Source organism: Pseudomonas putida (genome assembly GCF_050990305.1).
Taxonomy (GTDB): domain Bacteria; phylum Pseudomonadota; class Gammaproteobacteria; order Pseudomonadales; family Pseudomonadaceae; genus Aquipseudomonas; species Aquipseudomonas putida_AH.
Window position 1 is genome coordinate 4,822,275 of record NZ_CP158817.1, and the last position, 14,312, is coordinate 4,836,586.

10 protein-coding genes are annotated in these 14,312 nt (G+C 59.2%); 5 read left to right on the forward strand and 5 right to left on the reverse strand.

Annotated elements, in window-relative coordinates:
• Window positions 1–44: 44 nt before the first annotated feature.
• The 3 genes from ABTV22_RS21695 to ABTV22_RS21705 form a co-directional block, all read right to left on the reverse strand.
• Window positions 45–1,919 (reverse strand): MFS transporter, encoded by a 1,875-nt coding sequence (locus tag ABTV22_RS21695; RefSeq protein ID WP_433736518.1) that lies wholly within the window; start codon window positions 1,917–1,919, stop codon window positions 45–47.
• Between the two features lie 94 nt (window positions 1,920–2,013).
• Entirely contained in the window at window positions 2,014–3,165 is a 1,152-nt protein-coding gene (locus ABTV22_RS21700; RefSeq protein WP_433736519.1) for a TDT family transporter, read from the reverse strand.
• A 150-nt stretch (window positions 3,166–3,315) separates the two neighbouring features.
• A complete protein-coding gene (locus ABTV22_RS21705; protein WP_433736520.1) occupies window positions 3,316–4,506 on the reverse strand; it encodes an MFS transporter in 1,191 nt (396 codons plus the stop codon).
• Between the two features lie 151 nt (window positions 4,507–4,657).
• On the opposite strand from ABTV22_RS21705, the gene ABTV22_RS21710 reads away from it, so the two are divergent.
• A complete protein-coding gene (locus ABTV22_RS21710; protein ID WP_433736521.1) occupies window positions 4,658–5,194 on the forward strand; it encodes a TetR/AcrR family transcriptional regulator in 537 nt (178 codons plus the stop codon).
• A 220-nt stretch (window positions 5,195–5,414) separates the two neighbouring features.
• The gene (locus tag ABTV22_RS21715; RefSeq protein ID WP_433736522.1) at window positions 5,415–8,885 is read left to right on the forward strand and encodes a hybrid sensor histidine kinase/response regulator; all 3,471 of its coding nucleotides are present in this window, start codon (window positions 5,415–5,417) and stop codon (window positions 8,883–8,885) included.
• A gap of 100 nt (window positions 8,886–8,985) precedes the next feature.
• Here ABTV22_RS21715 and rmuC read toward each other — a convergent pair whose 3' ends face one another.
• Together rmuC and ABTV22_RS21725 are read right to left on the reverse strand one after the other, a co-directional pair.
• Window positions 8,986–10,350, reverse strand: coding sequence for a DNA recombination protein RmuC (gene rmuC, locus ABTV22_RS21720; protein ID WP_433741469.1), 1,365 nt, complete (start codon window positions 10,348–10,350; stop codon window positions 8,986–8,988).
• 175 nt (window positions 10,351–10,525) lie between these two features.
• Window positions 10,526–10,849: a sel1 repeat family protein gene (locus ABTV22_RS21725; RefSeq protein WP_433736523.1), complete on the reverse strand. Its 324-nt coding sequence runs from the start codon at window positions 10,847–10,849 to the stop codon at window positions 10,526–10,528.
• Window positions 10,850–11,811: 962 nt separating this feature from the next.
• Between ABTV22_RS21725 and ABTV22_RS21730 the strand changes: the two genes are divergently transcribed.
• The 3 genes from ABTV22_RS21730 to ABTV22_RS21740 all read left to right on the forward strand — a co-directional run bounded on the left by ABTV22_RS21730 (window position 11,812) and on the right by ABTV22_RS21740 (window position 14,216).
• Window positions 11,812–12,036, forward strand: coding sequence for a hypothetical protein (locus ABTV22_RS21730; protein ID WP_003204606.1), 225 nt, complete (start codon window positions 11,812–11,814; stop codon window positions 12,034–12,036).
• A 275-nt stretch (window positions 12,037–12,311) separates the two neighbouring features.
• Window positions 12,312–12,797 (forward strand): hypothetical protein, encoded by a 486-nt coding sequence (locus ABTV22_RS21735; protein WP_433736524.1) that lies wholly within the window; start codon window positions 12,312–12,314, stop codon window positions 12,795–12,797.
• A 147-nt stretch (window positions 12,798–12,944) separates the two neighbouring features.
• Window positions 12,945–14,216 carry an OmpP1/FadL family transporter gene (locus tag ABTV22_RS21740; protein WP_433736525.1) on the forward strand — a complete coding sequence of 424 codons (1,272 nt, stop codon included), beginning with the start codon at window positions 12,945–12,947 and terminating at the stop codon, window positions 14,214–14,216.
• Window positions 14,217–14,312 lie beyond the last annotated feature (96 nt).

Here is a 14,312-nt window from a genome sequence, read left to right on the forward strand (position 1 = left end):
GTAGGAGCGAGGCTTGCCTGCGAAGAGGCCCGCCCACTCGCCCGCTATCTAACGCCCCCCCGCAAATCCCCCACCATCTGTTGCAATCTGGCCGGCTGCGCCACCTCGACCGCCACCGCCTCTCCCGCCACCAGGGTCACCCGCGACCACAACCGACGAAACAGCCCCTTGGCTGGATCACGGCTGAAGAAACTCCCCCACAACCCCTGCAACGCCAGTGGAATAACCGGCACCGGCGTCTCCTCGAGTATCCGCGTCAACCCGCCCTTGAACTCGTTGATCTCACCATCGGCGGTCAATTTTCCTTCAGGGAAAATGCACACCAGCTCGCCGTCCTTCAGATAACGAGCAATGCGCGTGAAGGCTTGTTCGTAGATCAGGATATCTTCCTGGCGACCCGCAATCGGAATCGTCCCGGCGGTTCGGAAGATGAAGTTGAGCACCGGCAGGTTGTAGATCTTGTAGTACATGACAAAGCGAATCGGCCGACGCACCGCACCGCCAATCAGTAAGGCATCGACGAACGACACGTGATTGCACACCAGCAGCGCCGCGCCTTCTTCGGGGATCAAGTCCAGATTGCGATGCTCCACGCGGTACATGGAATGGCTAAGCAGCCAGATCATGAAACGCATGGTGAACTCGGGGACAATCTTGAAGATGTAGGCATTGACGCCGATGTTGAGCAACGACACCACCAGGAACAACTGCGGGATCGACAGCTTTAACAGGCTCAACAGGATGATCGAGACAATGGCCGACACCACCATGAACAAGGCGTTGAGAATGTTGTTGGCGGCAATGACCCGCGCCCGTTCGTTTTCGGCGGTGCGGGACTGGATCAACGCGTACAGCGGCACAATGTAGAAACCACCGAAAATCCCCAGGCCGAGGATGTCGATCAACACCAGCCACGTATGGCCAAATCCAAGAACTTCGATCCAGCCATGCCCCGCCACGCTGTCCGGAATCCCGCCGGAATGCCACCACAGCAAAAGACCAAATACGGTCAGGCCGAACGAACCGAACGGCACCAGACCGATTTCGACTTTACGCCCGGAGAGTTTCTCGCAAAGCATCGACCCCACGGCTATACCGACCGAAAACACCGTCAGAATCAGCGTCACCACGGTTTCGTCGCCGTGCATCCAGTCCTTGGCGTAGGCCGGAATTTGCGTCAGATAAATCGCCCCGACAAACCAGAACCATGAGTTGCCGACAATCGAGCGCGACACCGCAGGCGTTTGCCCAAGGCCCAGCTTCAACGTGGCCCAGGACTGGCTAAAGATATTCCAGTTCAGGCGCATTTGCGGTGAAGCGGCCGCCGCCCGCGGAATCCCGCGACTGGCCAGATAACCGAGTACGGCGATGCCGATGATCGCTGTGGACACCACCGGCGCGTAATGACTGGAGGACATCATGATCCCGGCACCGATGGTCCCTGCCAGGATCGCCAGGAAGGTGCCCATTTCCACCAGACCGTTGCCACCGACCAGTTCGTCTTCACGTAGGGCCTGGGGCAGGATCGAGTATTTGACCGGCCCGAACAGCGCCGAATGTGTACCCATGGCGAACAGCGCCAGCAACATCAGCGATAGATGATCGAACATGAATCCGACCGCGCCGACCGCCATGATGGCGATTTCCCCGAGCTTGATCAGACGGATCAACGCGTCCTTGGCGAATTTCTCACCAAACTGCCCGGCCAGCGCCGAGAACAAAAAGAACGGCAGGATGAACAGCAGCGCACACAGGTTGACCCAGATTGAACGATCACCGTCGAGGGTGAGCTTGTACAAAATGGCCAGGATCAACGACTGCTTGAAGATGTTGTCGTTGAACGCCCCGAGGGACTGGGTCACGAAAAACGGCAGGAAGCGCCGGGTACGCAGCAAGGTGAACTGTGAGGGGTGACTCATCTTCCATGTGTCCCTGATTTTAGAGAGTGGCCTGAATACAGTGATTGGAATGCCGCACACCGATCCAGGCCACACATTACCTAAAATCAGCGGCTCATTTCTTCAATCCGGCAATGCACGGCGAAACAAACAGCTCGCCCCGCCACGCGCCCTGCACCGTGCGCCTGCCGACAATCAGCCACATCACGGCCAGCAACGACACCAAGACGCAACCGAAGACACTGAAAAATCCGAGATGCAGCGTGCTGGCCAGTTTCAACGTTGCCAGCGAATAGACGCCCAACGGAAAGGTAAAACCCCACCAGCCAAGGTTGAATGGAATGCCCTCGCGCAGATAACGCAAGGTGATGAGTACCGCCATCAGCATCCACCACAAACCGAAGCCCCACAACGTAATGCCGGCCACCAGGCCCAACCCGGCGGCGATCTCACCGATACCCGGCAAACCATTGGCGGCAAAAATCGCCGGCGCGTCGGCGCCCAGCAGCAACATGCCCAGGGCCCCGGTGCCAATCGGACCAAGCGCCAGCCAGCTCGAAGCGGCCATGTTTTCGTGGGGCAGCTTATGCAGCGCCATGCGCAACAACAGAATGGTCAGAATGCTGAACGCCACCGGCAGGGAAAAGGCCCACAGCACATAGCTGGTCACCAGCACCACCAGTTGCGAATGGGCGTCGGCCAGATGCGGCGCCAACAGGCCACCGCTGGCAGCCGCCACTTCCGCCGCCACCACAGGCAACAACCACACGGCGGTCATCTGGTCGATGCTGTGCTCCTGGCGGGTGAACATCATGTAGGGAATCAGCACCCCGCACGCCAATGACATTGCTACGTCCAGCCACCACAAGGTTTCGGCCAACTGAATCACGCCATCGCCCCAACGCGGCAGGCCGAACACCAGGAAACCGTTGATGATGGTCGCCAGGCCCATGGGAATGGTGCCGAAAAACATCGAAACCGTGGAATGGCCAAAAATTCGCCGGGCCTCATCGAAAAACAGCACCCAACGTGCCGCATACAACGCGGTGAACAGCAGGAACAACACGATATTGAACTGCCAGAGCGCTTCGGCAATGGCGTGCAAAACGGGATTGGCGACGGGCAACTGTGCCAATGCCAGCGCCAGCACGCCGGTGCCCATGGTGGCGGCGAACCAGTTAGGGGTGAACTGACGAATCACTTCACGCGGATGCTGCAGGTGACTGAAAGGCTTGATGCCGGGTTTAGCGGTATTGGTGCATGTCATGGCTAACTCCTGTCCTCAGGTGAGGTGGAGGCCATCATAGATCCGAATAGAATATCTATATAACGGGTAATATCTCTATAAGTTATCTGTTTTACAGATGATACTGGTCATGACAACGCGGTGCCTTGATTGGGCACCGCGCTTTCAGGGTCAACCAGCGGCATTGCAAACACTGGCAGCGCGCTGTCGCATCATCGCCAGCAACGCCCCAAACGACAGAATGATCAGCACACCGGCATATCCATCGGTGGTCGTTACCAGACCAAAAGCGTGGGCGAGGTTGCCGGCCAACAAGGAAGGCAGGCAGAACGCCAGGTAACTGAGCACGTAATACGCCGACATCAAGCCGGCCCGCTCGTGCGGTAACGCCAGCGGAACCAAGCTGCGTACCGTACCGAGGAAACCGGCGCCGAAGCCGCAACCGGCGATGAGTGTGCCCACGAAAAACAAGGCAAGGCTGGCGCTGTGCACGCCGATCAGAATCAGGATGATCCCCGCCGGCAGCGAGATGGCACCTATTCGAAGCCCCAGGGTGGCCGGCCGATTACGCAGGGTGAAAATCATCAGCGCGCCGGTCATCGTCAACGCCGCCACGGTCGATCCGCCGATCAGGTTCGACGTCGAGCCTGTGGCCGCACGCACCAACGAGGGTGCCAGGGAAGCAAAGAAACCGCCGAGTGCCCAGGTCGCCGTATTGAGCGGCAGCAACCGCCACAAGGTAGAACGTGCCTGCACCGGCACATGCAAGGTCGGGCGCAATGAGGACCACGCACCAGGCTGTGGCGAGACACTTTCCGGCAAGCGCCAGACATACACGGCTTGCATCCCGAACAGCGCCAGTAACAGCCAGTAGGTCAAATGCAACGGCGCCGGTGCGAATTCGGCCAATAATCCACAACCCAATCCACCCAATGCCATGCCTATCAGGGGTGCCACACTATTGATCAGCGGCCCCTGCTGGCGGTCGGTATCGAGCAGCGTGGCACTCAACACCGCGGTCGCCATGCCGGTAGCGAAACCTTGTAGCACCCGGGCACTGATCAGCCAGGCGACGTTATCGGCGTAGATGAACAGCAGCATTGCCACACTGTTGAGCAGCACTGCCGTGAAGATGACGGGTTTGCGCCCCAGATGATCCGAGAGCGAGCCGACCGTCAGCAGCGCCACCAACAAACTGAGCGCGTATACGCCGAAGATCACCGTCAAGATGGCCGCAGAGAAATGCAGCTGCTCTTGATACAGGTGATACAAGGGCGTCGGCGCGGTGGAAGCCGCCAGAAAACTCAGCAAGGTGATGGCCAGAAACCACAGACTGGCACGATTTGAATGGGTACTGGACATGAGCACGCTCCGCAAAAGCTAATTTTTTGCTTTTGCGGAGTGTGCTCCCCGCTTGCGCTTAAAGCAAATTCTTTGTGTTAAGGTCCCATCCATGGCTTCTCAGGACCGGCGTTGCATTGCCGCAACACCGGCGCGAAACAGGAAACACCGAATGACCGCTCCCACTTTACGCCCCGGCGGCCGAAGCGCCCGGGTCCAGGAATCGATTCATACCGCCGTGCGCGAACTTCTCGAAGAGCAGGACCGCGCCACTGTGACGGTGCCGCAAATCGCCATGCGGGCGGGTGTCACGCCCTCGACCATTTATCGGCGCTGGGGTGATCTGGCGGCGCTGCTGGCGGACGTGGCCCTGGCGCGCATGCAACCGGAAACCGAGTCGGCCAGGACCGGCAGCCTGCCAGGGGATGTGCGGGCCTGGGCGGAACAGTATCTGGACGAGATGAGCTCCGCCCCCGGACGCAACATGCTGCGCGACGTGCAGGCGAGTCTCAAGCCAAGCTATTGCGCGACGATCATCGGCGGGCAATTGCAGGTCATTCTGGATCGTTATCCGGATGTGCCCAAACCCAGTGTCGATCGGCTGATCAACATGGTCGCCGCGCCGATCGTGTTTCGCATCCTGTTTTCCGAAGCACCGCTGGAGGTTGCGGAGTTGCATCGGTTGATCGAGATTGCGTTGAGGCCATGACACTGCTGTTCGCGAGCAAGCTTCGCTCCTACGGGTATCGTTGCTGTGGGAGTGGGCTTGCTCGCGAAGAGGCCCAAACGAACACCGGAAATCTGACTGACACCCCACCTGCGACACCCCGCCACGCCACGACCTTGGTCGACACTGACTAACCCCTGCCATCGTGCGAGACTGTCTGTCCGGGCGGGAGGCCCGGTGTCTTTGGTTACCTGGAGTTCCCATGTCGCTGTCCAGCGGGCTGATTGCCGCCGTCGCCCTGGCCTATATGGCCATCATGTTCGCCATCGCCTTTTACGGTGACCGTCGCAGCGCGCCACTGCCGCCGCGGGTGCGGGCCTGGGTGTACAGCCTGTCGCTGGCTGTCTATTGCACCAGCTGGACGTTCTTCGGTGCGGTGGGCCAGGCGGCCGAACAGCTGTGGTCGTTCCTGCCGATCTACCTCGGGCCGATCATTCTGCTGATCGGTGCGCCGTGGGTCCTGCAAAAAATGGTGATGATCAGCAAGCAGGAGAACATCACCTCCATCGCCGACTTCATCGCCGCGCGCTATGGCAAATCCCAGTCGCTGGCGGTGGTGGTGGCACTGATCTGCCTGGTCGGCGTGCTGCCCTACATTGCCTTGCAGCTCAAAGGCATCGTGCTCGGGGTGAACCTGCTGATCGGTGCAGGCGCCGACGCCATGGGGGTCCGCGCGCAGGACACTGCACTGGTGGTATCACTGGTGCTGGCCTTGTTCACCATCGTCTTCGGTACCCGCAACCTCGATGCCACGGAACACCACCGGGGCATGGTGCTGGCGATTGCCTTCGAATCGCTGGTGAAACTGTTCGCCTTTCTGGCGGTGGGTGCCTATGTGACGTTTGGCCTGTATGACGGTTTCGATGACCTGTTCGACCAGGCCATGCTCGCCCCGCGCCTGGAAGAATACTGGAAGGAAACCGTCAACTGGCCCTCGATGGTGGTGCAAACCGGGGTGGCGATGATGGCGATCATCTGCCTGCCACGACAGTTCCACGTCACGGTAGTTGAAAACATCGAACCCCAGGATTTACGCCTGGCCAAATGGGTATTTCCCGCTTACCTGGCTCTGGCAGCCCTGTTTGTCGTGCCGATCGCACTGGCGGGCCAGATGTTGCTGCCAAGTTCAGTGCTGCCGGACTCCTTCGTCATCAGCCTGCCACTGGCCCAGGCACACCCGGCCCTGGCGTTGCTGGCATTTATCGGCGGCGCATCGGCGGCCACCGGCATGGTGATCGTGGCCAGCGTGGCGCTGTCGACCATGGTCTCCAACGACATGCTGCTGCCCTGGTTGTTGCGCCGCAACAATGCCGAGCGCCCGTTCGAAGTGTTCCGCCAGTGGATGCTGTCGGTGCGTCGCGTGAGCATTGTGGTGATTCTGCTGCTGGCCTATGTCAGCTATCGGCTGCTGGGCTCGACCGCGAGCCTGGCAACCATCGGCCAGATCGCCTTCGCCGCCGTAACGCAACTGGCCCCGGCCATGCTCGGTGCGCTGTACTGGAAACAGGCCAACCGTCGCGGCGTTTTCGCCGGTCTCGCCGCCGGGACGTTCCTATGGTTCTACACCCTGATTTTGCCGATCGCCGCCCACAGCCTCGGCCTTTCCTTGAGCAGTTTCCCCGGGCTGGCCTGGCTGCACAGCAATCCATTGAACCTGCCGATCACCCCACTGACCCAAGGCGTTGTGCTATCCCTGGCCGGCAACTTCACGCTGTTCGCCTGGGTCTCGGTGCTGTCGCGCACGCGAGTTTCGGAGCACTGGCAGGCCGGTCGTTTCATCGGCCAGGAAATCAGCGCACGCCCCAGTGCGCGCTCAATGCTGGCGGTGCAGATCGACGATTTGCTGCAACTGGCTGCGCGCTTCGTCGGTGAAGAGCGCGCCCGGCAGAGTTTCATTCGCTTTGCCTACCGCCAGGGCAAAGGTTTCAATCCGAACCAGAACGCCGACAGTGAATGGATCGCCCACACCGAACGTTTGCTGGCCGGTGTGCTCGGCGCCTCGTCGACCCGCGCGGTGGTAAAAGCCGCCATCGAAGGCCGGGAGATGCAACTGGAGGACGTGGTGCGCATCGCCGACGAAGCCTCGGAGGTGCTGCAGTTCAACCGCGCACTGCTGCAAGGCGCTATCGAGAACATCAGCCAGGGCATCAGTGTGGTCGACCAGTCGCTGAAGCTGGTGGCCTGGAACCGTCGCTACCTGGAACTGTTCAATTACCCCGATGGCTTGATCAGCGTTGGCCGGCCGATTGCCGACATCATTCGCCATAACGCCGAACGTGGCTTGTGCGGCCCCGGCGAAGCCGAAGTTCACGTCGCCCGCCGCCTGCACTGGATGCGCCAGGGCCGGGCGCACACCTCCGAGCGTTTGTTCCCCAATGGCCGGGTGATCGAACTGATCGGCAACCCGATGCCCGGCGGTGGTTTCGTCATGAGTTTCACCGACATCACCCCGTTCCGCGAAGCCGAGCAGGCGTTGACCGAAGCCAACGAAAGCCTCGAACAGCGAGTGGCCGAACGTACCCACGAACTGTCGCAACTCAACGTGGCCCTGACCGAAGCCAAGGGCACTGCCGAGGCAGCCAACCAGTCGAAAACCCGTTTCCTGGCAGCGGTGAGCCACGACTTGATGCAGCCCTTGAACGCGGCGCGACTGTTCTCCGCCGCCCTGACTCATCAGGAAGACGGCTTGTCCGCCGAGGCGCAAAAACTGGTGCAGCACCTGGACAGCTCACTGCGCTCTGCCGAAGACCTGATCAGCGATTTGCTGGATATTTCCCGCTTGGAAAACGGCAAGATCAACCCCGACGCCAAGCCATTCGTACTCAATGAATTGTTCGACGCCCTCGGTGCCGAATTCAAGGCGCTGGCCCGGGAGCAAGGGCTGGAATTCCGTGTGCGAGGCAGCACACTGCGTATCGAAAGCGACATCAAACTGTTGCGACGGATCCTGCAGAACTTCCTGACCAACGCCTTCCGCTATGCCAAGGGCCCGGTATTGCTGGGGGTTCGCCGACGCAAGGGCGAGCTGTGCCTGGAAGTCTGGGACCGCGGCCCTGGCATTCCGGAAGACAAGCAGCAAGTGATTTTCGAAGAGTTCAAACGTCTCGACAGTCATCAGACCCGCGCCGAAAAAGGCCTGGGACTGGGCCTGGCGATTGCCGATGGGTTGTGCCGCGTACTGGGCCATACCTTGCGCGTACGCTCGTGGCCGGGCCATGGCAGCGTGTTCAGCGTCAGCGTACCGCTGGCCCGGACGCAAGCGACGGTGCCCACCAAGGCAGCTGAACTCAATGGCAAATTGCTCGGCGGTGCGCAGGTGCTGTGCATCGATAACGAAGACAGCATTCTGATCGGCATGAACAGCTTGCTGACCCGTTGGGGCTGCCAGGTCTGGACTGCGCGCAACCGCGAAGAGTGCGCGGCGCTGCTGGGCGACGGGGTACGGCCACAATTGGCGCTGGTGGATTACCACCTGGACGATGGCGAAACGGGAACCGAGTTGATGGCCTGGTTACGTACGCGATTGGGTGAGCCTGTGCCGGGTGTGGTGATCAGCGCCGATGGGCGACCGGAGACCCTGGCTCAGGTGCATGCGGCGGGACTGGACTATCTGGCGAAACCGGTGAAACCCGCGGCGTTGCGGGCATTGTTGAGCAGGCATTTGCCGTTGTAGGAGCGAGCATGCTCGCGATGGTCGTCAACGATGCCCCGTGTGTTCTGGAAAAACGCGGTGCGCTTGAGTCCATCGCGAGCATGCTCGCTCCTACAGGTATCTACTCCGGCAACTCGACCAATCCATCGACATCCGTCATCGCCCGCTCCAGCAAATCCGCCGGCAAACTTTTACTCGCCCTCGCCCCGAGCAATTTCAGCTGTTCACTGCGGCTGACCAAATTGCCGCGCCCTTCTGTCAGCTTGTTGCGCGCTGAGCTGTAGGCTTTGTCCAGTTGCTGCAGGCGATTGCCCACTTCGTCCAGATCCTGAATGAACAACACGAACTTGTCGTACAGCCAGCCGGCCCGCTCGGCGATCTCCCGGGCGTTTTGGCTTTGCCGCTCCTGCTTCCACAAGCTGTCGATCACGCGCAGGGTCGCCAGCAAGGTGGTCGGGCTGACAATCACGATGTTGCGGTCGAACGCTTCTTGGAACAGGGTCGGCTCGGCCTGCAACGCGGCGGAAAAAGCTGCCTCGATTGGCACGAACAACAGGACGAAATCAAGGCTATGCAAGCCATCGAGCCGCTTGTAATCCTTGCCGGCCAAGCCTTTGACGTGGCTGCGCAAGGACAATACGTGCTGTTTGATGGCGATCTGGCGGATGCCTTCGTCCTCGGCCGCCACGTATTGCTGATAGGCCGTGAGACTGACCTTGGAGTCGACCACCACCTGCTTGTCGCCCGGCAGATAGATGATCACGTCCGGCTGGAAACGCTCACCGTCCGGGCCTTTGAGATTGACCTGGGTTTGATACTCGCGGCCCTTCTCCAGCCCGGCATGCTCCAGCACCCGTTCCAGAATCAGTTCGCCCCAGTTGCCCTGGGTTTTCTGTCCCTTCAAGGCACGGGTCAGGTTGGTGGCTTCATCGCTCAGGCGCAGATTGAGTTGTTGCAGCCGCTCCAGCTCCTTGGCCAATGAAAAGCGCTCCCGGGCTTCGGCCTGATAACTCTCCTCGACGCGTTTTTCAAAAGACTGGATGCGCTCTTTCAATGGGTCGAGCAATTGCCCCAGGCGCTGCTGACTGGTTTCGGCAAAACGCTGTTCGCGCTCATCGAAAATTTTTCCTGCCAGTTCAGCGAACTGCGCACGCAGCTCGTCCCGCGAGCCCTGCAGGTCGTTGAGGCGTTGCTGATGGCTTTCCTGCTGCTCGCGCAGTTCGGCATTGAGCGAGGCGGCTTGGGCGTCCAGGCGACGCAATTCGGCGTCTTTGCCGGCGCGTTCGATATTCCATGCGTGGGAGGCGTCGCGGGCATCGTCCCGTTCGATTTGCAGCAACTCGACTTCGCGGCGCACCGCAGCCAGATCAGCTTGCCGGGCAGCATTGACCTGGCCGAGATCGGCGATTTCATCGCGACAGGCTTCCAGTTGCGCGTTCAAACCATCCTGCGCCAGATGCGCCGTGGCCAGTCGCTCTTCCAGCAGCGCCACTTCGGCTTGGGCCGTGCTTGCCTTGCGTTGAATTTGCCAGGCCAATACCAGTAACGGCAGAGCAGCGCCCGCCAGACCGAGCAATGCGCTGGTCAAGTCCATAGCCATAGCCAATCCTGCCATTGAAATAATGCTCGAAGGTTAACCAAGGCCTCCAGTATTGGACAGCTCAGTCTTCGATCAGACCCAATTCCTGTTGCGCGCGCCGGTCCCCTGCCCGTGCGGCCTGGCGCAAAAGATCCTGACCGATCCGACGGTCCCTGGCATTACCACACTCGCGGCACATCAACTGGCCGAGGCGACTTTGTGCTTCCACGATTCCTTCGCGGGCTGGCTGCTTGAGCAGTCGTCCGGCGATGTGTTTAACGTTTGTGTTTTCGCCCAGGCGCGGGCTGTCCAGCAGCCATTCGGCCACCCGCATTGAAAAGCGCTTGGGCGTGACAACAGTGGGCGTTTTGGAAGCGGAGGAATCAGATGGTGTACGAAACTTCATAAAGCACTGTGGGCAGATCGGAAGGCGCGCCACTCTACTCTTTTTTTCTTACAGGTAAAGGTGAAAAAATCCCGGCACGCCCGTCCTAGAGCAAGCGCTCGGGACAATCCACAGAAGCTGTGGATAACTCAGTGGACAACCGCCCCTCAAACCCCGCAAACCCCTGTGGAACGTGGCCTGCAGTCAAACTGACGATTTTTTCACCAGCAAAAAAAAGCGATGTTTTTCATTGACTTAAAATTTGGTTACAGGCACCCACCGCACTTGAAGGCTGGATGACAGCGGCATTACAGACTGCGCAATTAATGTGCACAAGTACCTTCGCGTCGGTTATATCGCTGCCCTTTTTCGACGCATTTTTTGCCCTGCCTGGGGATAAACCCCGCCAAACCCGTGATTCTGGCAGCGAATCGCGTGTACCGCCGGTCGGATTCCAGCCCATAACCCAAGGAAAAATGACGCCTCGCCACTGCAAAGGCCCTGTGTAAAAGATCTTTTTGGCTAACACACTTCCCTTCGTCAATTCAATCCGTTAGTATCCGCGGCGTTAGTACCAAGCTGAAAGTCAATTCTGGTCGAACAAATCCCCCCGGTTAGCCTTCCCGACGGAAGCCTTCCACCGAACAAGCGGGATCGACCACCTCGATGGTTTCCAGGTAAATACAGCGCCAACACGGCCTTTGAATCGAAAACAAAGGGTGTTGCAAGGCTCATTTACTCTGACCGAACCAACCTGCAAATTGATCAGGATCTGCACCCCGGGCCCAGAACCTTTGCCCTCGATGTGTTGCCTGCCCTCCTAAGTACCTACCTGCCAGCCCAAGCGCGCCAATTATCAGCGCTTCAAACTGGCTGCTTTGTTCCAGTCGGGTTCTTCGTTCGACCAACGGTGGTCGTCGTTACTGGAACGTTTTAATTTTGCACGGCTCTTATCCGTGTCGCTTGTAGGAACACCCATGACTATGTCTACTCAAATCCATGCACAGGATGCCATCCGCACCCTAACCAACGCTTTTGCACCAATGAACTGCCTGATCATGGCCGCTCGCAAAGGCTGCTTCAGCTTTACCCTGGTCAACGAACACGGCATCGCCCGTCACAGCGAACGCCTGTACCCCGATCAATACTCCAGCGCTGAACCGCTGCAGGCCGTGATCGAGCGTACCCGTCAGGCACTGGTCGCCTGAGACGCCAGCAAGGCTGAAACACCAAAAGCCCCGCTCAAAAAGCGGGGCTTTTTGTTGCCCGTCATTTCACATGGCCTGCACTACGGTTAAGCACCAACCGGTATAACGGTTATAACTGGAAGCTGGAAATATTTTAAAAACAGACCTTTACGCGGCGAATATGACACTACACTTCAACTCAAGCGGTCTGAGCCGCTTCCGGCGAACCTGAGTCGATTCATCGCTGCCAACGCTACCTTCAGGTTTCGCCGACCATTTCGTGTTTCGAGGGTTTTATGGGTATCGCTGCCAGCGAACTGTGCCGTTATGTGATTCGTCCGACCTTGATTTACCTTGGATGCCATAGCGCCACCGCCGAATCCCTGCTGCTGGGCATCGCCGCCAGTCAGTCAGCCCTTGGTACCGCTTTGCACGATCGCCGTGGACACGGTCTGTACCGCATCGCCGAACCCCGCCATCAAGCACTTTGGGACCATTACCTGGCACTCGACCCCGAGCGCGCCAGCCTGGTTCGCGGCCTGGCCAGCCAGCATGCCTTTCTCAGCGGCCCGCACCTGGAACTGACCGTTAACCTGCGTTACGCCACCGCCATTGCCTGGCTGCTGGTTGAAGAACAAAACACGCCCCTCCCCACCCAAGCAGACGACTTGCTGGGCATGGCCCGAATCTGGCGCCAGACCTTCCAGCCCCAGGGTCGCCTCAGAGACTTCACCTGCGCCTGGCAAACCTGTGTTTCACCGCTGAATCAGGTCGCCTGCTAATCACCTCTGGATCCAAAGATCGCACAACAGGTCGCGAATCTGGTCGGATTGTCCTACAAAACCGCTCTAACTCAAGCGATGCAGCCTATAGCGCTGGGACGAAAATGTTGGTAATTTTCGCCCCGGTGATCACCAGGAGTTCTAATAATGAAAAAAGTAATGCTCAAAACCACCATTAGCCTCGCCGTTGCCATGGCATCCACCCAGATCTTCGCCAGTGGCTTTGCCCTGAACGAACAAAGCATCAGCGGCATGGGGACAGGTTTTGCCGGGCGATCTTCTTCTGCCGACGACGCATCTACCGTTTTTGGTAACCCTGCCGGCATGTCTCGCCTCAAACGCGAACAAGTGACCGGCGGTGTTGCATTCATCGACGCGCACACCGACATCAAAGATGCCCATTCCAGTCCGAGCGGCGGCACCAACAACGGTGACATGGTCCCGTTCATGGGCGTGCCGATGGGCTACTACGTCAAGCCGATCGATGACCACTGGACGTTCGGTTTCGGCGTCTACGCGCCGTTCGGCCTGGTGACCGATTACGAGAACAGCTTTGCCGGCCGTTACTTCGGCAGCAAGAGCGAAGTGCGAGTCGTCACCCTGCAACCAACCGTCAGTTACGCCTTCAACGACAAGGTGTCGATCGGTTTCGGTCCGACCATCAACCGTATCGACGGCACCCTGAAATCGAACCTGTCGCTGAACCCGCGAGCACCGGACGGCAACGTCAAGATCGAGGGTGATGACACCGCTGTTGGCTACAACATCGGGATCATGGTTCAAGCCCTGGAAAGCACTCGCCTCGGCCTGACCTACCACTCGAAAGTGAAGTACACGCTCGAAGGTAACACCAAGGTCAACTACGGCCTGCTGGCGGCCCTGGGCCAGAACCCGAACCAAAAGTTTGATGCTTCGCTGGATATCACCACGCCTGAGTCGGTTGACTTCTCCGTGACCCATCAGCTGAACGACCAGTGGACCCTGTACGCAGGCAGCACCTGGACGCGCTGGAGCCGTCTGAAAGATATTTCCGTCGAGAACGAAGGTGTACCTGCAGCACTGGCCGCACGTGGCTTCGGCACCATCACTGAAGAGCAGAACTGGCACGACACCTGGGCCCACGCCATCGGTGCTTCGTACCAGTTGAACAAGCAGTGGGTACTGCGCACCGGTCTGTCCGTCGACCAGTCGCCGACCAACAACGAAAACCGCTCCCCGCGTATCCCGACTGGCGACCGCACGGTCTTCAGCCTGGGCGCCGGCTGGAGCCCAACCGACGACCTGACCATTGACGTGGCGTACTCCTACCTGAAGGAAGAGGACGTCAAGGTCAATAACAACAACGGCCGTCAAGCCTACAGCGCCAAGTATGAAAACTGGGCGAACGGTTTCGGTCTCGGTGCGACCTACCGCTTCTGATGATTCCCGGCGAGCCTGAACCACTCGCCACTGAATCAAAAAAGCCCCGCGCTCTTGTACAGAGGCGGGGCTTTTTCGTTGAAAAAAGATCGCAGC

Bases quoted from the DNA above. Each gene is read 5' to 3' on its own strand.
- ABTV22_RS21710 (WP_433736521.1), top strand. From the start codon at position 4,658: ATGACCGCTCCCACTTTACGCCCCGGCGGCCGAAGCGCCCGGGTCCAG.
- ABTV22_RS21705 (WP_433736520.1), bottom strand. From the start codon at position 4,506: ATGTCCAGTACCCATTCAAATCGTGCCAGTCTGTGGTTTCTGGCCATC.
- ABTV22_RS21740 (WP_433736525.1), top strand. From the start codon at position 12,945: ATGAAAAAAGTAATGCTCAAAACCACCATTAGCCTCGCCGTTGCCATG.
- ABTV22_RS21700 (WP_433736519.1), bottom strand. From the start codon at position 3,165: ATGACATGCACCAATACCGCTAAACCCGGCATCAAGCCTTTCAGTCAC.
- ABTV22_RS21695 (WP_433736518.1), bottom strand. From the start codon at position 1,919: ATGAGTCACCCCTCACAGTTCACCTTGCTGCGTACCCGGCGCTTCCTG.
- ABTV22_RS21735 (WP_433736524.1), top strand. From the start codon at position 12,312: ATGGGTATCGCTGCCAGCGAACTGTGCCGTTATGTGATTCGTCCGACC.
- ABTV22_RS21730 (WP_003204606.1), top strand. From the start codon at position 11,812: ATGTCTACTCAAATCCATGCACAGGATGCCATCCGCACCCTAACCAAC.
- ABTV22_RS21725 (WP_433736523.1), bottom strand. From the start codon at position 10,849: ATGAAGTTTCGTACACCATCTGATTCCTCCGCTTCCAAAACGCCCACT.
- ABTV22_RS21715 (WP_433736522.1), top strand. From the start codon at position 5,415: ATGTCGCTGTCCAGCGGGCTGATTGCCGCCGTCGCCCTGGCCTATATG.